This window comes from Deinococcus cellulosilyticus NBRC 106333 = KACC 11606 (assembly GCF_007990775.1).
GTDB lineage: Bacteria > Deinococcota > Deinococci > Deinococcales > Deinococcaceae > Deinococcus_C > Deinococcus_C cellulosilyticus.
In genome coordinates, this window is record NZ_BJXB01000001.1 from 384,531 (window position 1) to 404,435 (window position 19,905).

A 19,905-nucleotide genomic window follows, 5' to 3' on the forward strand; every position below is an offset into this window, starting at 1 on the left:
CAGAGACCATCAAGTCTCTGTATGGTTATGCATGCTAAACTCTGAAAACTTTTTTGGACACAATGTCAAAAAGTTTCTGGGAATTTGAAAAGACAAAATATTGCACGGAAAAAATAAGATCCCACATTCTGAAATTTGCTTGACAGTGCTTAAATCACAAACTTATAATGGCCTCCATAGGTTAAGTCGGCTCCAGTGAGGGCACGAACCATTCCCGAAAAAACCAGATTCGTGTGCAGACCTGACTCCGGGTGTTTTGAACAGAAGCATCAGGGCAGGTCGGAGAGGTTGTTTTGATGCATAAAGATCCATCCTCCGGTTTTCAGGAATATTACGCTCCCCTCACCCAGCATGAAGCGCTCACTGAAGCGAACCGCTGCCTGTACTGCTATGATGCGCCCTGCATTCAGGCCTGCCCGACCCACATTGATATTCCAACCTTCATCAAAAAGATTGCTTCAGGAAATCTGCGCGGCAGTGCGAAGACCATCCTGGAATCCAACTTTCTGGGAGGCACCTGTGGCCGCGTCTGCCCGGTGCAGGAACTCTGTGAAGGGGCGTGCGTGCTGGGCAAAGACCACAAGCCTATCATGATTGGTCGTCTGCAACGTTATGCTGTGGACCATGTGCAGGACAGAGGCATTGAGGTTTTCCAGCCAGGGGAGAGCAACGGCATGAAAGTGGCCGTGATCGGCTCGGGACCCGCCGGACTGTCCTGCAGTGCAGAACTTGCCAAACTGGGTTACGCCGTGACCCTCTATGAAAAACGGGATCTGGCCGGAGGGCTCTCGACTTACGGCATCATCGTGCTGCGCGAACCCGTGGAAGTCTCCCTGCGTGAAGTGGAATCGGTGCAGAAACTGGGTGTGCAGGTGCAGACCGGGCACAGCATCGAAACGAAAGAAGAATTCGACGCCCTGGTCGGTCAATACGATGCCGTGTTCCTTGCCGTGGGCCTCGGGGCCGTGCCTGCCATGGGCATTCCCGGAGAAGAATACCTGCAAGACGGTCTGAAGTTCATTGAAGACAGCAAAATCGACCTTCCCAATTTGCGGGTTGGAGACAACGTGGTGGTGATCGGGGCAGGGAACACCGCCATCGACGCAGCCACCATTGCCAGACGGGCAGGGGCAGACGTGACCATGGTCTACCGCCGCACCGAAAGCGAAATGACCGCCTATGAGCACGAATACCACTTTGCCCTCAAAGAAGGCATCCAGTACAGTTTTCTGACCCAGCCTGTGCGGGTGATCACCGAAGAGGGGAGGGTCCTGGGTCTCGAGTGCGTGAAGATGGAACTCGGAGAACCCGACGCTTCAGGACGTGCCACCCCGCGACCTGTGGCCGGTTCTGAATTCATCATCCCCTGCGATCAGGTGATCAAGGCCATTGGGCAGGAAAAACCCGCCCTGGCTGTCACCCTCGGCCTGGAACTGGAGAAAGGCTACATCAGGACGGATGACACCCTGCAGACGAGCATCCCCAATGTGTACGCCGGGGGAGACTGCATCCGTGCAAAAGGCACCGCCTCCACGGTGATGGCCGTGCAGGATGGCAAGATTGCTGCGGCTGCCATCCACGAGAACCTGAGCATCAGAAAGGAAGTCGCCCATGGCTGACCTCAGCATCAACTTTGCAGGCATCCGTTCCCCCAATCCGTTCTGGCTGGCTTCCGCACCCCCGAGCAACTCCGGTTACCAGGTCAACAAGGCCTTTGAAGCCGGGTGGGGAGGGGCCGTATGGAAAACCATTGGTGCCCCCGTCCTGAACATCAGCAACCGCTATGGGGGACTGAGCATTGGTGGACAGCGCCTGATGGCCATCAACAACGTGGAACTGATCTCGGACCGCCCGCTGGAAGTGAACCTGCGTGAAATCGCAGAAGTCAAACGCCTGTGGCCCGACCGTGCCGTGATCGTCTCTGCCATGGTGGAGGCAGACCCCAAAGCCTGGCAGGACATCATCATGCGCATCGAGGACACCGGAGCAGACGGCATCGAGCTGAATTACGGCTGTCCTCAGGGCATGAGTGAACGCGGGATGGGCGCAGCAGTGGGGCAGGTCCCGGAGATGTGCCAGATGAACACCGCCTGGGTGACCAGCATGACCCGCCTTCCGGTGATTGTGAAACTCACCCCCAACATCACCCACATCATTGAACCTGCCCACGCAGCACTGGCCGGGGGAGCCCATGCGCTCAGCCTGATCAACACCATCAACAGCATCATGAAAGTGGACCTCGACACCCTCCGCATCACCCCGAGCATCGGGGGCAGAGGCACCCACGGAGGCTATGCCGGACCCGCAGTCAAGCCCATCGCCTTGAACCTCCTCACCGAGTTGATGACCGACCCCAATGTGCTCCGCTCAGGGGTGCCGATTTCCGGGATTGGGGGCATCAGCAACTGGCGAGACGCCGCAGAATTCCTGCTGCTCGGGGCCACCAGCTTGCAGGTCTGCACTGCCGTCATGCACTACGGCTTCCGCATTGTGGAAGACATGATTGAAGGCCTGTCCAACTGGATGGATGAAAAAGGCTTCGCCACCATCTACGACGTGGCCGGACAGAGCCTCCCTCAGGTCTCCAAATTCAACGACCTCGACCTGTCCTATCAGGCCGTGGCCCGCATCAACCCCGACAAGTGCATCCAGTGCAACCTCTGTTACGTGGCCTGCAACGACACTGCCCACCAGTGCATCGACCTGATCGCCCCGGATGGTGCTGTCGTGGCTCCCGGTTACGACCCCCGTGTGAACGGCAAACAGGTCGCCGTCACCCGCCCCACCCCCAGCGTCCGCGAAGAAGACTGCGTGGGCTGCGCCCTGTGCTACAACGTCTGCCCCGTGGACAACTGCATTGAAATGGTCAGTGTTCCCTCGGGCCGCGAATCCATCACCTGGGGTGCCCTCACCACCGAAAAACCCGAAGTGGGCACCGACTGGGGCGTGATGGAGGAATACCGGAAAGATGTGGGGATTGACATTCACTAGCGCTTCGCGCCGAGGGCAGAAGGCAGATGTAAGGGTGCAGCGTGCTGCGCCCAGAGGCAGAAATCTGAGACAACACCTGTAGGGGCGAGGCGTGCCTCGCCCTTTCCAAAAGAGGGAAATCCCTGAGACATTCTGGTTAAGATGGAATCGTTCATAGGACAGAGAGGTCAAGTGCTGGATTTTTCAGGGGAGCTGGAAGGCAAAGTCATCAGTTTCGAATGAAAGGATGTTTCGTGCTATGCCACTGCTGATCAAGAACGGCGAAATCATCACCGCAGACACCCGCTACAAGGCTGACATTCTGGTGCAGGACGAGACCATCACCCAGATCGGTCTGGACCTGGAGATGGACGATGAGGATCTGGAGGTCATTGATGCCACAGGGAAATACATTTTTCCGGGCTTCATTGATCCGCACGTGCACATTTACCTGCCTTTCATGGCGACTTTTGCGAAGGACAACCACACCACGGGCAGTCAGGCTGCACTGATCGGGGGGACCACCACGTTCATTGAGATGTGCTGCCCGAACCGCAACGATGACCACTGGGAGGCTTACAACCTGTGGAAATCCAGGGCGGAAGGCAACAGTGCCTGTGATTTCACTTTCCACATGGGCATTTCGAAGTTTGATGACACCGTGGAAAGCCAGCTGAAGCAGATTGTTGAAGACGGGATTTCTTCTTTCAAGGTGTTCCTGTCCTACAAGAATTTCTTCGGGGTGGAGGATGGTGAGCTGTATCAGGTCCTGACCCTGGCGAAAAAGCTGGGGGTGATTGTGACCGCCCACTGTGAGAACGCGGAACTGGTGGCCCAGTTGCAGCAGAAACTGCTGGCAGAGGGGAAAACAGGACCCGAGTACCATGAAAAGAGCCGCCCGGTGCAGGTGGAGGCCGAGGGCACCAACCGTTTCGCCACTTTTGTGGAGATGACCGGGGCCACAGGTTACATCGTGCACCTGTCCTGTCAGGCTGCGCTGGAACGGGCCATGGCTGCGAAATCCAAAGGGGTGCCCCTCTACATAGAGTCGGTGATTCCGCACTTCCTGCTGGACAAGACTTTTGCAGAGAAGCCCGATTTTGAGGGTGCGAAATACGTGATGTCTCCGCCTCTCAGAGACAAGAGCAACCAGAAACACCTGTGGGCTGCACTTGAGCAGGGTTTCATCGACACGGTCGGCACGGACCATTGCCCCTTTGATGTGGAGCAGAAAGACATGGGCCGTGGAGATTTCACCAAGATCCCCAACGGCATTCCTGCCATCGAGGACCGGGTGAACCTGCTTTACACCTATGGAGTGAGTCGCGGAAATCTGGACATCCACCGGTTTGTGGATGCGGCCAGCACGAAAGCAGCAAAACTTTTCGGCCTTTTCCCCAGAAAGGGGACCATCGCAGTGGGCAGTGACGCCGATCTGGTGATCTATGATCCCAATTACCGGGGCACCATCAGCGTGAAAACCCAGACGGTGAACAACAATTACAACGGCTTTGAGGGCTGGGAGATCGACGGGAAACCCGAGGTTGTCACGGTCCGGGGCCAGGTTCAGGTCAGAGACGGCAAGTTCGTGGGTGATGCATCCAGAGGCCAGTTCCTCAGGCGCAAACCCTCTCATTTCTGAGGCAGGTGGGATGTGACCGCACAGAACAATTTCACACAGGGCAATTCATCAAGTTCCAGTCCTCCACTGGTCAGCGTGCGCGATGTGACCATGATCTTTCGCACCCAGGACACCGAAACCATCGCCTTGCAGGGGGCAAACCTGGACATCCAGCCTGGAGAGTTCATCAGCCTGATTGGACCTTCCGGGTGTGGCAAGACCACTTTGCTGAGGATTCTGGCCGACCTGCAGACGCCAACCTCTGGTGACATCTCGATCAAGGGGATGACCCCCACAAAGGCCAGAGAGTCCCGTGCTTATGGGTACGTTTTTCAGGCTCCTGCATTGATGGACTGGCGCAGTGTTCTGAAAAACGTGATGCTGCCGCTGGAAGTCATGAACTTCCCGAAAGAGAACCGCCTCGAAAAAGCCCGCGAGATGCTCAGGCTGGTGGGCCTTGAAAAATTCGAGAAGAACTTTCCTTTCCAACTTTCAGGGGGGATGCAGCAACGGGTGAGCATTGCCCGTGCACTGGCGTTTGACCCGCCCCTCCTGTTCATGGATGAGCCTTTCGGTGCACTCGATGAGATCACCAGAGAGAACCTGAACATGGAACTCCTGAGGCTCTGGCGCGAAACTGGCAAGACCGTGATTTTCGTGACCCACAGCATCAGCGAAGCAGTGTTTCTCTCCACCCGCGTGGTGGTGATGACCGCAAGGCCCGGCAAGATCGAGGGCATCGTGAATGTGGACCTTCCGCAGCCTCGCTCTGTGGAGACCCGCGAGCACCCCAGGTTCTTCGAGATCGCCACCGAAATCCGTGAACTTCTGCGCAAAGGTCACGCATGAACACCCTCCTGCAGAGAACTTTGCCTCTGCTGGTGGTGGCTGTGATCATTGTGCTGCTGTATTACCCCCTGATGATCTGGGCGAATTCACCGGTGGCCCAGCGTTCTCTTGAAACGGGCGCAGACATTGGCTGCAAAACGGTCTCGGAGTGTGTCTACATGCTCAGAAACCCGGTCATTCCTGCCCCTGCTCAGCTTGGCGAAGGGATCAAGAGCCTGACCATTCCTCCTCTGGCCCCCACCTCTGCTCCTTACAATGCTCTGGTGACCCTTGGAGAGGCCATTGTGGGCCTTGCCCTGGCCTCTGCAGTGGGTTTGCTGCTGGCAATTCTGCTTGTTCTAAGTGGCAGCTTTGAGCGTGCAGTGCTGCCCTGGCTCGTGGCCTCCCAGACGGTCCCGATCATTGCCATTGCTCCCATGCTGGCCGTGATTCTGGGTCAATATGGAGTGCAGGGATGGTTTCCCAAGGCCCTGATTGCCGCTTACATCGCCTTCTTTCCGATTGTGATCGGGGTCAGCAAGGGCCTGAAAAGCCCGGACCCGTTGCAACTCGACTTGATGAAGACCTACAACGCCTCCCGGGTGCAGGTGTTCACCCTGCTGAGGTTCCCTGCTTCGGTGCCTTTCCTGTTTACAGCGTTAAAAGTGGCTTCCACAGCTGCGATGGTCGGAAGCATCGTTGCTGAGATCAGCACCATCAGCTTTTCGGGAATTGGCAAGATGCTGGCAGAGAACTCCCGTGCCAGTGACACCATCGCCCTGTGGGTGATCATGTTTTATGGAGCACTCCTGGGAATCGTGCTTGTTGCTCTCATCAACCTGCTGGAAAGGATGGTGGCCCCATGGCGAGCTACTCGGTCATGAAAGAAAACCGTCCTCAAGCCTCCAGGGCCTGGATCTCCTGGACCCTGGTTCTGCTCGCCCATCTGGTGCTGTTTTTCATCTCCTACACCCTGAACCAGCAGCAGGGGGTGTCCCAGAAACTCCTCTTGCAGATCGTGACCGTGCTGTCCCTGTTTGTTGGCCTCACAGCAGTGGGACTTGTGGCCCAGAACAGACGGGATTTCATTCCCGCAGCCCTGCTTTTCACAGTTTCTGTGCTTTTTGTGGAGGCGATGCTCAGGGTCAACGAGGTGCCTGCAGGCCTCATCCCCACCCCGAGTCGCGTGGTGGTCGCCCTGTACAACGCCCGTGAAGTGCTGATGCTGGATGTGTTCTACACCTTCGTGCTCGAAGCCCTGATCGGGTTTGTGGCTGGAATTGTGATTGGTGTGCTGGCCTCTATGGCGGTGGCCCGGTACAAGTTTCTGGAACTGGGCATTCTGCCTTATGCCAGCATCTTCTCCAGCATCCCGATTGTTGCACTTGCCCCTGTGATGGTTAAGGCCATTGGTCTGGAGTGGCCCTCCAAAGCTGCTGTGGTCGCTGTGACGGTGATCTTCCCGATCATTGTGAATGTGGTGCGGGGTCTGCAGAGTGCCAGCCCTCTTCACCTCGATCTGATGCGTTCATACGGAGCAAGCCCCATGCGCGTTTTCTTCGACGTGCGGGTGCCCACTGCCATGCCCTACTTCTTCAACGCCCTCAAGATTTCCACCACCCTGAGCCTGATCAGTGCCATTGTTGCAGAATTCTTTGGCACCACAGGCAATGGGCTGGGTTTCAGGATTCAGATTGAAGCTGGACGCTTCAATTTCGACATCGTGTGGGCTGCCATTGTGGTAGCCTCAGTCATCGGCATCGTGTTTTTCTCCCTCATAGGTGCCCTGGAACGCAAAGTCACCGGATGGCACGCCAGTTACCGCAGTTGAGCCCTAAAGAGTTCCACCGATTCCCTGTTTCAGTTCCCGCAACACCCAGGAGGAAGGTATGAAGAAACTCGTCTTGATCGGACTTCTACTCGGCGGCGCAGCCAGCGCAAAAGACCTCGTGCAGGTCAAACTGCAGCTCAAGTGGTTCCCCCAGGCCCAGTTTGCAGGATTCTTTGTGGCCAAAGAAAAGGGCTATTTCGAAGCAGAAGGTCTGGACGTGCAATTCCTGCCCATCGGAGACCAGAGCCCCATCCAGACCGTGGTGACCGGAACCGCTGACTTCGGAACCACCTGGATCACCGACCTGCTGACTGCCCGTCAGAACGGCCTCCCTGTGGTGCACATCGCCCAGATCTTCCAGAAGAGCGGATTCACCCTGGTGGCCCTCAAGAGCAGTGGCATCAACAAACCCGCAGACTTCAAGGGCAAACGCATCGGGGTGTGGCCCAGCGGAAACGAATACCCTGCAGTCGCCCTGCTGAAAAAATACAAGATGACCAGCAGCCTGGATTCCAGCGTGGCCCGCCCAGACGTGCAGGCCGTGACCTATCCTTTTGACCCCAGCATCGTTTTCCCTGACAAGGTGGATCTGGTGTCTGCCATGACTTACAACGAGGTGGATCAGATCGTCGGCCTCGGGTACAGCATGGACAAGATCAGGGTCTTCAAGGCCAGCGATTACGGGATCAACCTGCTTGAGGACCTGATGTTCAGCAGTGAGCGTGTGCTGAACAACCCCAATTTCAAAAACAGCGGCATGAGTGGCAAGGAGATTGCAGCCAAACTGGTCAAAGCCTCCCTCAAAGGCTGGGATTATGCCGTCAAGAACCAGAAGGAAGCCGTCAGCATCGTGCTGCCCCTCTGCGGCAACACCTGCAAAGGCTCTGGCACCCGCGCAGATGCCCGTGCCCACCAGACCTGGCAGATGGCCGAAGTCGCCAAGCTCTACAACGCAGGCCCCACCCTCAAGGGCAACGCTGGTCTGCTGGACGCCAAAACCTACGCCAGCAACGTGAAACTGCTGCGTGATCTGGGCATCCTCAAATCTGCCCCACCTGCCTCTGCAGTGGATTACAGCATCTGGGAAATGGCAACAGGGAAGAAGGCGAAATAACCCCACAGGGCGTAGCACGCTGCGCCCCTACATTGGTCTGAATCACGTAGGGGCGCAGCGTGCTGCGCCCTTCCAGAAAGGAGAGGTCATGCTCAGCCCGAGTCGAACTGTCGAAGAACTCAAAGCCCTGCGAGAACTGACCGGGGATGCAAACGGTGCCCAGCGTGTGGCATTCACCGAGAAGTGGCTGGCTGCACGGGCATTCTTGAAGGACAAACTGGATGCTCTTGGCATTCCTTACGAGATGGACCCTGCAGGGAACCTCTGGGCCACCCTCAAAGGGAAAAGCGACACCACCCTGGTGATCGGAGGCCACCTGGATTCTGTGCCCAATGGAGGCTGGCTGGATGGCTGCCTGAATGTGCTTGCTGGGCTGGAAGTCCTCAGGGACATCCAGAGCAGGGGCACCCCGGACATCACCCTCAAACTGGTGGACTGGGCCGATGAAGAAGGGGCACGGTTTGGCCGCAGTCTTTACGGATCGAGTGCCTTCTCCGGGTACTTCGATGTGGAAACCATGCGCAAGCTCAAAGACCGGGATGGGGTTCCTCTGGAAGACGCCCTGCAAAATGTTGGGATCACCCTCTCGGATGCACCAAAAGCAAAAGAGGGCCAGCAGAACATTGCAGCTTATCTGGAACTGCACATCGAGCAGGGACCTGTCCTTGAAGGCATGGGGCTTCCTCTGGGAGCGGTACTGGGAACCGTTGGTGTGGAAAGACACACCATCACCTTCAAAGGTCAGGCGGCCCACTCAGGCTCCACGCCCATGAACGTCCGTAAGGATGCCTTCCTGGCTGCGGGCAAGATGAGTCAGGAAATCTATGAGATCGCAGCCCGCCACAACGGGGTCTGTACCATCGGCAGTTGCACCACCAAACCTGGAATCGTGACCTCCGTGGTCGAGGAGTGCACCATCACCCTGGACCAGCGTCACCTGGATGCAGAGCATCTTGCAGCCATGTGGCAGGAAGCCCAGGATGCTGCAAGACGCTTTGCTGAAGAAGGCAACGTTGAAGTGGAATTTGGCTACCTGTGGAACATTGAACCCATTCTGTTCCACCCGGACCTGATCGACGCATGCGCACAGGCCATTCAGGAAACTGCCGGAGTGGTTCATCGCCTGCCCTCCGGCCCTCTCCATGATGCTGCTGAGGTCGCCAGAGCAGGCATCCCCACGGTGATGCTGTTCGTGCAGAGTCTGCGCGGCATCAGCCACAACAAGATCGAAGACACTTTAGAAGAGCACATCGAAATGAGCGTGACGGCACTCGGGAAACTGACGGATCAGGTGATTGGGTGGGTGCTCAATCACGCCGAGGGCCGAGGGCCGAGCGACCAGTGCGACGCGGGCCGTCCCGCAAGCACGACTTCGGGTCAAGACAGAGCCGAGAGCCTGTGAGAAAGTTGAATCTGAAGAGGTGACCATGCTCCCCACCCTGCAGGAAATTCTCAACCTTCCAGCGTTCCGCAAAGCAGAAGTGCTGTGTGGGTTCAGTCAGCTGAATCAGGTGGTGACCTGGGTGCACGTCAGTGAAGTGCTGGATGCGCACAGGTTCCTGTCTGGTGGGGAACTCCTGCTGACCACCGGGGTGGAACTGGCCCGTGCAAAACCCCAGGAGCAGGCGAACTTCATCACCTCTCTGGCGCAGGGGGGAGCCCATGGGCTGATCATCGAACTGGTGCAGTGGATGAAGGAGGTCCCGCAGGATGTCCTTGCTGCAGCCCGACTCTATGATTTTCCCCTGATGGTCTTTAAGGAAGAAGTGCGTTATGCAGACCTCACCCGAGCAGCCCACCAGAGAATTTTGCAGCCCCACAGGGAAACCACCCTGGAAGGCAACCCCATCATTGAAGCCCTGGTTGAAACGGGCCGCCACACGCAATTTCTGGCCGATCAGCTGGGACCCATCCTGAGCCTGCCCAGCCGTCCCAGAAGTTCCCTTTTAAGCACCCTGCAGACCCTGCTAAACCACCAGTTCAACATTGCAGAAGCCGCCCGCATTCTCGGGGTCAGAAGACAGACCATTTATTACCGTCTGGAACAGCTGAGAGGCATGCTGGGAGATCTGGATTCCCCAAAAAGACAGCTTTACTTGCAAGTTGCACTGGAAGTGCTGGTGCTGGAACCCACAGATTTTGACACTCTGTCTCTTGTGAGGCAGGAAAACAAAAAAATACTATAGGGAGCAAGGAAACCCCATCCCGCCCTTCTTCCAGATCCATGTTCCATGCTCTGGTGTGATCCTTTCGTTCCATTGCAAGTTGAAGATTTGAGGCAAGACAGGCATGACCCTGGTGCTCTCGGCCCTCGGCTCTCAGCCCTTCTTGACCTCACAAAGTGCTTGCGGGATGGCCCGCGTCGCACAGGTCGCTCGACATTTCCGGAGGAAATTTATGGACAGCAAGGAAGTCATCCAGCAGAACCGTGATTACACCCTGTTCTCCTGGTCGGTGCAGAGCCAGGCCAACCCCATCCACATTGCTGGAGGCAAAGGAGCCTACTTTTTTGATGGGGATGGCAACCACTGGCTGGATTTCAGTTCTCAACTGATCAACATCAACGTGGGGCACCAGCATCCCAAAGTGCTGGAGGCCATCAAGAAGCAGGTGGATGAACTGTGCTTTGCAGCCCCTGCTTTTGCCAGCAAACCCAGAGGGGAACTCGGCAAGAGACTTGCAGAAGTGACTGGCCTTGCCAAGAGTTTTTTCACCCTCGGAGGCAGTGAGGCCAACGAGAACGCCATGAAGATCGCCCGTCTGGTGACCGGCAGGGACAAGATCATCACCCGTTACCGCAGTTACCACGGGGCAACGATGGGGTCCATGACGGCTTCGGGTGATCCGAGACGCTGGCCTGTGGAGCCGGGAATTCCCGGAATTGTGCGCGTGTTTGATCCTTACTGTTACCGCTGCCCTTTCGGGAAGCAACCCGACTGGTGCCACCGGGAGTGCGTGAGCCACATTGAAGAGGTCATCCAGATGGAAGGCCCCCACACCATTGCAGCCATCATGGTGGAAGGCATCACAGGATCGAACGGTCTGCTGGTTCCCCCCGATGATTACTACCCCAAATTGCGCGCCCTGTGCGACAAATACGGCATCCTCCTCATCGACGATGAGGTGATGAGCGGATTTGGCCGCACTGGAACCTACCTTGCCACCCAGCACTACGGCATCAAGCCAGACATCGTGACCTGTGCCAAAGGCCTGACCTCCGGGTACATGCCCCTCGGTGCTGTGATTGTCTCGGACAGAATTGCACAGCATTTTGAGAACACCATGCTGTGGGGCGGCCTGACCTACTCCAGTCACCCGGTGAGCTGCGCTGCTGCCATTGCCAACCTCGATGTGTACGAAGAGGAACGCATTTTCGACAACGTGAACAGTCTGGGCCACCACCTTGGGCAGCGTCTCGAAGCCATGAAAGAGAAGTTCGCGTGTGTGGGGGATGTGCGCTACATTGGCCTCTTCAGCGTGCTGGAACTCGTCAAGAACAAGGAAACCCGTGAACCTCTGGCCCCTTTCAATGGCAGTTCTCCAGAAATGCAGAAACTGGCCGCTTACCTGAAAAGCAAACACATCTATGCCTTCGTGCGTTTCAACATGGTCTGGGTCTGCCCGCCCCTGGTGATCAGCCAGGAAGACCTCGACAAGGGGCTGGACGTGTACGAGGAAGCCCTGGCCCTGGTCGATGAGATGATTCAGGCTCCGGCCGCGGATTGACCCAGGGCGAGGCATGCCTCGCCCCTACAGATTTCAAACCCAACGAGGTACCCAAAATGACCATCAGTCAGGACATCAAACGCATCAGCCACTGGGTGAACGGCACCGTCACCCCCAGCAACAGCGGACGGCACGGCAACGTGTACAATCCGGCCACCGGAGAAATTCAGGCCACCGTGGATTTTGCCAGCACAGAGGAACTGGATCATGTCATTGCAGTGGCTAAAGAGGCCTTCAAAACCTGGAGGAGCACCCCGCTCTCAAAACGGGCTGACATCCTGTTCAAGTTCCGGGATCTGGTGGACAGGAACCGTCTGGAACTGGCAAAATTGCTCACTGCTGAGCACGGGAAAGTCACCAGCGATGCTCTGGGCGAGATCGCCCGTGGTCTGGAGAACGTGGAGTTCGCCTGTGGGATTCCCAACCTGTTGAAAGGCAATTACAGCGAGCAGGCTTCCACAGGGGTGGATGTGTATTCCATTCCTCAGCCTCTGGGGGTGGTGGCAGGGATCACGCCGTTCAATTTCCCTGCGATGGTGCCCATGTGGATGTTTGCCAATGCCATTGGGTGCGGGAACACCTTCATCCTGAAGCCCAGTGAGAAGGACCCCAGTGCAAGCCTCTTCATGGCCGATCTGCTGAAACAGGCAGGACTCCCGGATGGGGTGTTCAACGTGGTGCAGGGCGATAAGGTGGCTGTGGACCATCTGCTGAGCCACAAGGACATTGCTGCCATCAGTTTTGTGGGTTCCACCCCGATTGCCCAGTACGTGTATGAAACCGGAACAAAACACGGCAAGCGGGTGCAGGCTCTGGGCGGTGCAAAAAACCACATGCTGGTCCTGCCCGATGCGGACATCAACATGGCTGCAGATGCTGCGGTCTCTGCTGCATACGGTTCTGCCGGAGAGCGCTGTATGGCCATCTCGGTGGTGGTCGCTGTGGGTGGGGTGGGAGATCAACTCGTCGAGGCCATTTCTGAGCGCCTCCCGAAACTCAAAGTAGGTCCAGGGAATGATCCCCAGAGCGAAATGGGACCTCTCATCACCAGAGAACACAGAGACAAAGTGGCCTCTTACATCGCAGGCGCAGAAACCCAGGGTGCCAAAGTGGTGGTGGATGGTCGCAGCACTGAAGTGCCTGGAAATGGCTTCTTCCTCGGGGTGAGCCTGATCGACAACGTGACGCCAGACATGTCCTGTTATCAGGATGAGATTTTCGGTCCGGTGCTGTGTGTGGTGCGTGCGGACACCTATGAGGAGGGCCTTAACCTCATCAACGACAACCCTTATGGCAACGGAACCGCCATCTTCACCCGCGATGGTGGGGTGGCCCGCAAGTTCCAGTTCGAGTGCAATGCTGGCATGGTCGGGGTGAATGTGCCCATTCCTGTTCCTGTGGCCTATTACAGCTTTGGAGGCTGGAAAGCCAGTCTGTTCGGGGACACCCACATGTACGGACCGGACGGCATCAAGTTCTTCACCCGCACCAAAGTGGTGACGAGCCGCTGGCCTGATCCGAGCACATCGAAAGTGGACCTCGGATTCCCGCAGACCCGCTAAACCAGAATGTTTGCAGGAGGCTCCCTTCGGGGAGCTTCTTCGTTTGATGCGGGATTCAAACACCAAAACGTGCGGGTTCATTGCAGACATTTCGTGCAGCACCTGCATACTCAGCTTCGTTGCTGATGAAGTGTTCCTCCAGCAGTTGTTTTGCTTCTGCCAGAGATTGGGTGTGCCCCAGGGTTTCAAGGTTGTGGATCAGACGAAGCAAACGGATGGTGCGTTGAATGGCAGAATGACGATTCCTGACCAGCCTTCTGCGTTTCAGGTTGCAGATTCTGATTGTGGCTTTCAATCGATCACTGGCACCCCGTTCAATGATTCTGCCCAGTGGACTGTACTTGATTTCTGCTTCGGGATGGTCCACACATGGATGCAAAAGCAGGGGTGCTTCATCCAGAAGGTTGCCAGAGGGATGTCTGACCCGTTTGGTTTCGTCCTTCAGAGGGAATTGGGTGAATTTGCCTGCTGCAGCAATGCGGGTCGGATCATCCCACAGGGGGCGATCTGAGAGGTTCTGATTGCACGGAGCACAAGAAGGCAGCAAATTGTTCCAGTCGTAGATCAGCCAGTAGTAACCAGGATGGCCTGGACAATTGGCGACTGCCCCTTTGGGACGGTAATGCTCAATGTCCCAGACAGCGCCCGTGATGCGTGTTTCACAGTAGGCACACTTGCCATAAAAGAGTTTCTCCAGCGCCATCCTTACCTGATCATGCCCATACACAGAGGACCGGGCTTCATGTTTTCCAATGGCCGGGTTCTCGGTTTCTGCAATGGCCAGAGCAGTATGTTTTGCGGCAGAGTTGAACCATGTTTTGTTGGGGCGAATGTCTTTGCCGCGTGCATCTTTGCGGTTAAAAACAATGTCAATCATTTTTGCGTTCCTGCCGGAGGGTTTGTTCCAGCTTTCTGAGTTCCTTGAGAATCAGGTCGTCGGGGTCTTCAGATTGCATCTGGGTGGCAAGCAAGTTCATGCGATGAAGGTCCTGAGGGGTTCTCTGTTTCTCACTTTTGCTGACCAGGTCATCGTATTCATCAGAAATGGCTTTCAGGTGTGAGCTGTAGATTTCTGTGTCGAACATCTGTTCACTTTCCACCAGATCTTCAAGGGTGGACAGTCGATAATCCGGGGCTTCTGCCACAGTGACTTCAGATGGAGAAATGTGTTTCAGCACCACCACCTCACTGGGGTCCACACCCAGAGTCACGATGGGACTGTGGGTGGTCGCAATGATCTGCATCTTTGGAAACAGAACAGACAGATTCTGCATGAGGCTGTACTGCAGTCTGGGGTGCAGGTGTTGTTCAATTTCGTCAATCAGCAACAGTCCACTGATTTCCTGAGAGTGGTCAAACTTTTCATGGTTGAGTGCCCAGGCATAAACATCAATCACCCACTGGAAAGTCAGGCGGTACCCATCCGCCCAGCCTTCCAGTGGAATTTTTTCTCCTCTGGGCTGCTCGATGAATACACCTCCACCTTTGTTGATCACCAGTTTTGCACCACGTGGCAATCCCAGAGCCTTTTGAATGCCAGTCATGAAAGAGGTGTATTTTTGCTTTCCATAAAAATCCTGGATGCGTCTCAGGGTCAATTCTGGATCGGCCAGACCGCTGCCAGCTTCAAACAGGGTTCGGGTGGCCCCTGAAACTTCATACTGGCTGCTGGTTCGGCTTGATTTTTCGGAGCTTGAACGGGAAACTCCATAGCCAACAACAAATTCTCCAGGCCTTTCTCGATCAAAGGACATTCCATATCCAGCCCGGATCAGGTCATGGTTTTTTTCTCGTTCAAGATTAAATGTGATGGATGTGCCACGAAAGGTTTCCGCAGTGATCTGCCCGAGCCCACCAGACCCTGTGAAATGCCCATTGTGCAGATCCACCAGGAGCCTGGCTTCCCGAACGTCTGCATAGGCAAGGGCAATGGTGCGCAGCAGGGTGGTTTTGCCTGTGCCATTCTGTCCAATGATCAGGGTGCGCATTCTGGGGGCACCTTCATGAACGAAATCAAGTTGCAGGTCTTTAAAGAGACGAATGTTTTTCAAGTGCAATTTTCGGAGATAAGCGGTTTCTTCGTACCCTGGCATGGAAATATTATATGTGGGCAATGGAGCTTGCAGCCATTCGGCAGATGTCAGAGGGTGCAGTAAACCGATACGCTGAACCCCATGACCCAGAACCAGCAAGGCCAGATCATCCTGCTCAACGGAGCTTCCAGTGCAGGAAAGTCCACCCTGTGCAGGGCCATCCAGGCACAGATCGACCAGCCTTTTTTGCAGTTTTCCCTGGATTTTTTCTTTTTCCGTGGGGAGGTTCTGCCAGATCGCAGGGACAGCGAAGGCCCTTTTTCCTGGCCCGTGATGCGTCCCAAATTGTTTGAGGGGTATTTCAATTGCCTCTCTGGACTGCTGGATGCAGGCAACAATCTGGTGGTGGATTACATCGTGGAGACCAGAGAACAACTTGCTGCACTGGTCCAGCGTCTGTCTGCTTTTGATGTGTTCTATGTCGGGGTGCACTGTCCACTCGAGGAACTGGAACGCCGGGAACTGCAAAGGGGAGACCGCAGGCCCGGGGATGCCCGCATGGATTTCCAGACCGTCCACACCTTCAGTGGTTATGACTTTGAGGTGGATTCCACAGATTCACCAGAGCACAATGCTGAAAAGATCATTGCTGCCTGGAAAGCCAGAGCGTCTTCGGGGGTGTTTCAGCAACTGTTTCGAGAATTCACTTCATCATGATCCTGGTTTTCATCCTGAGAATTTGAACCAGTGTTTATTGCTTTCAGCAACAGTCCGTTTGACAGACTTTTGTCGAGCAAAGCGAGTATGAAGGTCAGGACACAGGAAGAGGCTTAAACGGTTTTTGCTGAGCTCAGCAACATCGCTGTTGAATGGTCTATTGTGAAATCATGAATCAGGATGCGTTTCAGAAGAGCAGGGTCGTCTGTAAAATGGCCCTGGTGGTGATTGTGGTGGCTGAGCTGGTGTTCTTTTTAAGCATGGATGGAGCGCCAAGAACACGGGTGATGCTGGCAATGGGATTGTCTGCGCTCATTCCGATTGGTTTCTGGTTGTACACCAATAAAATCGAACGAGAACATCAAAACATGCAGGATTAACCTTAAGACATGTTTTTCAGCAGTGCAGCAGAAATTGAGAAATCAATTTCTGCTGCTGACCACAACACGGAGAACCAACGTGGCCTCAAGTCATGTCTACACCTGTAATTGATGTTCGCAAAAAGCACTACAGTGCTTTTTGCTGAGCAAAGCGAATGGAACGGTTAGGACACTTGAGAAACCTACAGTTCTTTTGGCGAAGGTCAATAGGCCTCGTTGTAGCGTGATCAAAAATCAGCCAGCTTCCTGCACTGCTGCAGCCGGGACAGAAGGTGCCGACTCGTTTTTCAGAGCCCTCCCGATGGTCAGGTCATAAAGCCATGCGCCGACCAGTGCACCAGCAATGGGTCCGACCACAGGAATGATCCAGATGGTGCTGCCCACCAGACCGTTGTTTTCGAATCCGGCCACCAGAGAAAAGAGCCTTGGGGCAAGATCACGGGCAGGATTGACTGCGAAGCCGTGCATGCCACCAAAAGACGCACCAATGGCAACCACGAGCAGACCAAAGACCACAGGGGCCAGTGCTTTTGCGGAGGGGGTTTTCAGGTGGTCTCCGATGGCCAGAATCATGCCCATCAGGAGGGCTGTTCCCACCACCTGATCCACAAATCCAGGCCAGAATCCGGGAACTGCAGGAAAGGTGCTGAACACACCCGCAGTCTGGCTGAAGGTGGGATCAACCTTGATCCACTGACCGTAATACACCGCAAAGACAATGGCAGCTCCCAGAAAAGCCCCCATCATCTGGGCAGCAAGGTAGGGCAGCACTTTGCTCCAGGAGAAGCGTCCGGTGACGGCGAGGGCCAGGGTCACTGCAGGGTTCAGGTGCGCTCCGCTGATCTGGGCGGAAATGAAAACGCCCATGGTGACGGCGAGACCCCATCCGAGCACGATGTTGGTGTAGCCTCCCTTGACGACCTCGCCAGGGATGGCAGGTGTGGCTGGGAAGAGCACCACCATGGCGACCACGCCCAGTCCAAAAGCAATCAGGACCAGCGTTCCGATGAGTTCTGAAATGAATTCCTGTCCGGTTGTGTATTTCATGGGTTTTCCTTTGTGATGCAATCAGGAGAATCCTCCCGTGCCAGACGTGAACCAGCACGGGAGCAGGATCAAACGGTCTTGTGAATTTGAGGTTCAGCCCAGGATGAGGTCTTCGCGCTTCAGGAGGCCAGCTTCATAAAAGCGGTCCTGCACTTCGGGATCATCCAGAATGCCCAGTTCACGCAGGTAACGGCCCAGAGAGGAGATGGAATTGGCAATGTGGCTTGAAACGATCTCTTTGGTGTAGGTCTCTGCGATGACCTGCTCGATGTGGTCTCTGGGGATGCCGTAGGAGGACAGTTCTGTGCGGATGGAATCCACATCTGGGCTCAGGAAGGCGTAGATCAGGCTGGGCAGCAGTTTGCCGATCTCTTTCCTGTAGCGTCTGTCCAGCTGGGGCCAGATGCGCTTGAGGAAATCTGCGAAGTACACGTGGTGTTTGCCCTCGTCGATGGCATGGTCCCGCACCACAGCCCGGATGGAGGGTTTCACATCCCTGGCGGTGGGGATGTCGGAGAGGAACCCAGAGATCAAAGTCTCACTGATGATCACGAAGAAGATCTCCACAAGCTCCTGCAGGTTGCTCTCACTGTACTGGTGTTGCAGTTCATGCAGTCGGCGGATGAAGTACGGCTGCAACTGCTGGGTGACGGCACGGATGCCGGTCAGGTCCTCCACCTGCATCAGGAGGTCAGCGGAGAACAGGGCGTGGTAGGCCTCGTCGCAGTAGATCTTGTAGGCGTCAAAGACCATTTCGCGGGGCAGGTTGAAGTCCAGGTACCCGTTGGCGATGGACATGGCCACCCGGTTGACCACCACGTGCTCCAGTTTGGCGGTGAAGTCCAGATAGCGGTACAGTTGCTGCACCATGATGTTGCGCTTCACGGTGTCGCTCTGCTCCTGAATCAGGGGGTGTTTCATGATCGGGATGAAATCAGGGGAGAAGAACAGACCCTGCTCGTCTTTCAGCACCATGCGGCGGGGTGCAGCCCGCACGGTGGAGCGCTCGTACCAGTCACCGAATTTGGATTTGTAGGGCTCCTGCTCGGGTGCAGCAGAGAGGTCCTGGGCGAGCAGGCGCTTGGGGCAGACGGCTTCAAGGGCACAGCCAATAAATAATCCGGCAATTCCACACATGATGACCTCCAGTGCTGCGGTTGTGCAGCATCAGGGATGTTTTGGACAAAAGGGTCCAGAGGTGCCTGTTTCAGGCAACTGTCGAAGTAAAAACGCAATGTGGGGATGAAATCAAGGAAAGCTCAGTGCACGGTCAGGATGCGGGATTCGACAAGCTCGATCCATGCACCGAAGACCTGACGGGCGTGCTGTTTCAGCTCAGGCAGCAGGCTCTGGGTTTCCCTGAGGATGTCGGCTCCAGAGAGGCCCTCCTGGGCAAGTTCATCCTGGAAGACCTGCACCATGTCCTGCACGATCTGTGGGGTCACTTCCATGTGGAAGAGCAGACCGTAGGTGGATGCACCCACCCGGTAGGCCTGATGGGTGGTCAGGGCGCTGGAAGCCAGCAGTTCTGCCCCTTCTGGCAGGTCGAAGATGTCCCCGTGCCAGTGGAAACCCATGAAGTTTTCAGGGAGGTTCTTGAAGAGGGGGTCGGTGCTGCTCTGGCGTTTGACGTTGTACCAGCCGATTTCCTTGTATCCGCTGGACCGCACTTCTGCTCCGAGGCTTGCTGCAATGAGCTGGCTTCCGAGGCAGATCCCGACCACAGGAACCTGTGCCTGGTGGGCATTCTGAATGAGCTGCATTTCCTGGGTCAGGTTGGGGTGGGTGTCTTTGTCGTAGACGCCCATGGGTCCACCCATCACGACCAGACCGGCAATGTTTTCAGGCTGGGTGGGCACGGTGTCGCCCAGGTAGGGGTGGAAGGTGCGCAGGTTGAACCCTCTTTCGAGGAGCAGTTCGGCCAGGGTTCCGGGGGTTTCCTGGCGGATGTGTTGAATGATCCAGATGTCTTTCATGGCTTCTCCTGGGTGAAGGCTGATGCCTTCACCACAATCAATGGGTTTTTCTCAATGCGAGACGGTCAAGCAGCAAATGTTGAATGGAGTGCAGGTGCAA

Annotated in this window: 18 protein-coding genes; 13 read left to right on the top strand and 5 right to left on the bottom strand. The window is 55.9% G+C overall.

Translation table 11 applies throughout. From position 1 onward, the window contains the following. Positions 1–296: 296 nt before the first annotated feature. From DC3_RS01615 to DC3_RS01665, 11 genes are all read left to right on the top strand, one after another. Complete coding sequence (locus tag DC3_RS01615; RefSeq protein WP_146881834.1) at positions 297–1,619, top strand: NAD(P)-dependent oxidoreductase; 1,323 nt, start codon at positions 297–299, stop codon at positions 1,617–1,619. Further along, positions 1,612–2,991, top strand: coding sequence for an NAD-dependent dihydropyrimidine dehydrogenase subunit PreA (gene preA, locus DC3_RS01620; RefSeq protein ID WP_146881835.1), 1,380 nt, complete (start codon positions 1,612–1,614; stop codon positions 2,989–2,991). Before DC3_RS01615 ends, preA begins: the two co-directional genes overlap by 8 nt. 238 nt (positions 2,992–3,229) lie before the next feature. Further along, positions 3,230–4,612: a dihydropyrimidinase gene (gene hydA, locus DC3_RS01625; RefSeq protein WP_146881836.1), complete on the top strand. Its 1,383-nt coding sequence runs from the start codon at positions 3,230–3,232 to the stop codon at positions 4,610–4,612. A gap of 12 nt (positions 4,613–4,624) precedes the next feature. Then, positions 4,625–5,440, top strand: coding sequence for an ABC transporter ATP-binding protein (locus tag DC3_RS01630; RefSeq protein WP_246130498.1), 816 nt, complete (start codon positions 4,625–4,627; stop codon positions 5,438–5,440). Then, positions 5,437–6,303 carry an ABC transporter permease gene (locus DC3_RS01635; protein ID WP_246130499.1) on the top strand — a complete coding sequence of 289 codons (867 nt, stop codon included), beginning with the start codon at positions 5,437–5,439 and terminating at the stop codon, positions 6,301–6,303. The genes DC3_RS01630 and DC3_RS01635 overlap by 4 nt, the downstream gene beginning before the upstream one ends. Further along, positions 6,282–7,250: an ABC transporter permease gene (locus DC3_RS01640; protein WP_146881837.1), complete on the top strand. Its 969-nt coding sequence runs from the start codon at positions 6,282–6,284 to the stop codon at positions 7,248–7,250. The genes DC3_RS01635 and DC3_RS01640 overlap by 22 nt, the downstream gene beginning before the upstream one ends. Before the next feature lie 58 nt (positions 7,251–7,308). After that, positions 7,309–8,364 carry an ABC transporter substrate-binding protein gene (locus tag DC3_RS01645; RefSeq protein WP_146881838.1) on the top strand — a complete coding sequence of 352 codons (1,056 nt, stop codon included), beginning with the start codon at positions 7,309–7,311 and terminating at the stop codon, positions 8,362–8,364. An 88-nt stretch (positions 8,365–8,452) separates the two neighbouring features. Continuing rightward, positions 8,453–9,766 carry a M20 family metallo-hydrolase gene (locus tag DC3_RS01650; RefSeq protein WP_146881839.1) on the top strand — a complete coding sequence of 438 codons (1,314 nt, stop codon included), beginning with the start codon at positions 8,453–8,455 and terminating at the stop codon, positions 9,764–9,766. A gap of 25 nt (positions 9,767–9,791) precedes the next feature. Then, on the top strand, positions 9,792–10,550 hold the full coding sequence (locus DC3_RS01655) for a PucR family transcriptional regulator (protein ID WP_146881840.1): 759 nt from the start codon (positions 9,792–9,794) through the stop codon (positions 10,548–10,550). A gap of 211 nt (positions 10,551–10,761) precedes the next feature. Next, a complete protein-coding gene (locus tag DC3_RS01660) occupies positions 10,762–12,090 on the top strand; it encodes an aminotransferase class III-fold pyridoxal phosphate-dependent enzyme (protein WP_146881841.1) in 1,329 nt (442 codons plus the stop codon). Positions 12,091–12,146: 56 nt separating this feature from the next. Next, entirely contained in the window at positions 12,147–13,652 is a 1,506-nt protein-coding gene (locus DC3_RS01665) for a CoA-acylating methylmalonate-semialdehyde dehydrogenase (RefSeq protein WP_246130501.1), read from the top strand. A 55-nt stretch (positions 13,653–13,707) separates the two neighbouring features. On the opposite strand, the gene DC3_RS01670 is transcribed toward DC3_RS01665, so the two are convergent. Next, complete coding sequence (locus DC3_RS01670; protein ID WP_146881842.1) at positions 13,708–14,529, bottom strand: HNH endonuclease family protein; 822 nt, start codon at positions 14,527–14,529, stop codon at positions 13,708–13,710. Further along, on the bottom strand, positions 14,522–15,745 hold the full coding sequence (locus DC3_RS01675; protein ID WP_146881843.1) for an AAA family ATPase: 1,224 nt from the start codon (positions 15,743–15,745) through the stop codon (positions 14,522–14,524). Before DC3_RS01675 ends, DC3_RS01670 begins: the two co-directional genes overlap by 8 nt. Positions 15,746–15,826: 81 nt before the next feature. Here DC3_RS01675 and DC3_RS01680 point away from each other — a divergent pair, with 81 nt between their 5' ends. Beyond that, positions 15,827–16,402, top strand: coding sequence for a chloramphenicol phosphotransferase CPT family protein (locus tag DC3_RS01680; protein WP_146881844.1), 576 nt, complete (start codon positions 15,827–15,829; stop codon positions 16,400–16,402). Between the two features lie 170 nt (positions 16,403–16,572). Beyond that, the gene (locus tag DC3_RS01685; RefSeq protein WP_146881845.1) at positions 16,573–16,782 is read left to right on the top strand and encodes a hypothetical protein; all 210 of its coding nucleotides are present in this window, start codon (positions 16,573–16,575) and stop codon (positions 16,780–16,782) included. 234 nt (positions 16,783–17,016) lie between these two features. On the opposite strand, the gene DC3_RS01690 is transcribed toward DC3_RS01685, so the two are convergent. The 3 genes from DC3_RS01690 to DC3_RS01700 form a co-directional block, all read right to left on the bottom strand. Further along, positions 17,017–17,829: an MIP/aquaporin family protein gene (locus tag DC3_RS01690; RefSeq protein WP_146881846.1), complete on the bottom strand. Its 813-nt coding sequence runs from the start codon at positions 17,827–17,829 to the stop codon at positions 17,017–17,019. Between the two features lie 93 nt (positions 17,830–17,922). Continuing rightward, complete coding sequence (locus DC3_RS01695; RefSeq protein WP_146881847.1) at positions 17,923–18,966, bottom strand: diiron oxygenase; 1,044 nt, start codon at positions 18,964–18,966, stop codon at positions 17,923–17,925. Between the two features lie 122 nt (positions 18,967–19,088). Beyond that, positions 19,089–19,805 (bottom strand): type 1 glutamine amidotransferase, encoded by a 717-nt coding sequence (locus DC3_RS01700; protein WP_146881848.1) that lies wholly within the window; start codon positions 19,803–19,805, stop codon positions 19,089–19,091. Positions 19,806–19,905 lie beyond the last annotated feature (100 nt).

Bases quoted from the DNA above. Each gene is read 5' to 3' on its own strand.
- DC3_RS01615 (WP_146881834.1), top strand. From the start codon at position 297: ATGCATAAAGATCCATCCTCCGGTTTTCAGGAATATTACGCTCCCCTC.
- preA (WP_146881835.1), top strand. From the start codon at position 1,612: ATGGCTGACCTCAGCATCAACTTTGCAGGCATCCGTTCCCCCAATCCG.
- hydA (WP_146881836.1), top strand. From the start codon at position 3,230: ATGCCACTGCTGATCAAGAACGGCGAAATCATCACCGCAGACACCCGC.
- DC3_RS01635 (WP_246130499.1), top strand. From the start codon at position 5,437: ATGAACACCCTCCTGCAGAGAACTTTGCCTCTGCTGGTGGTGGCTGTG.
- DC3_RS01640 (WP_146881837.1), top strand. From the start codon at position 6,282: ATGGCGAGCTACTCGGTCATGAAAGAAAACCGTCCTCAAGCCTCCAGG.
- DC3_RS01645 (WP_146881838.1), top strand. From the start codon at position 7,309: ATGAAGAAACTCGTCTTGATCGGACTTCTACTCGGCGGCGCAGCCAGC.
- DC3_RS01650 (WP_146881839.1), top strand. From the start codon at position 8,453: ATGCTCAGCCCGAGTCGAACTGTCGAAGAACTCAAAGCCCTGCGAGAA.
- DC3_RS01655 (WP_146881840.1), top strand. From the start codon at position 9,792: ATGCTCCCCACCCTGCAGGAAATTCTCAACCTTCCAGCGTTCCGCAAA.
- DC3_RS01660 (WP_146881841.1), top strand. From the start codon at position 10,762: ATGGACAGCAAGGAAGTCATCCAGCAGAACCGTGATTACACCCTGTTC.
- DC3_RS01665 (WP_246130501.1), top strand. From the start codon at position 12,147: ATGACCATCAGTCAGGACATCAAACGCATCAGCCACTGGGTGAACGGC.
- DC3_RS01670 (WP_146881842.1), bottom strand. From the start codon at position 14,529: ATGATTGACATTGTTTTTAACCGCAAAGATGCACGCGGCAAAGACATT.
- DC3_RS01675 (WP_146881843.1), bottom strand. From the start codon at position 15,745: ATGCCAGGGTACGAAGAAACCGCTTATCTCCGAAAATTGCACTTGAAA.
- DC3_RS01680 (WP_146881844.1), top strand. From the start codon at position 15,827: ATGACCCAGAACCAGCAAGGCCAGATCATCCTGCTCAACGGAGCTTCC.
- DC3_RS01685 (WP_146881845.1), top strand. From the start codon at position 16,573: ATGAATCAGGATGCGTTTCAGAAGAGCAGGGTCGTCTGTAAAATGGCC.
- DC3_RS01690 (WP_146881846.1), bottom strand. From the start codon at position 17,829: ATGAAATACACAACCGGACAGGAATTCATTTCAGAACTCATCGGAACG.
- DC3_RS01695 (WP_146881847.1), bottom strand. From the start codon at position 18,966: ATGTGTGGAATTGCCGGATTATTTATTGGCTGTGCCCTTGAAGCCGTC.
- DC3_RS01700 (WP_146881848.1), bottom strand. From the start codon at position 19,805: ATGAAAGACATCTGGATCATTCAACACATCCGCCAGGAAACCCCCGGA.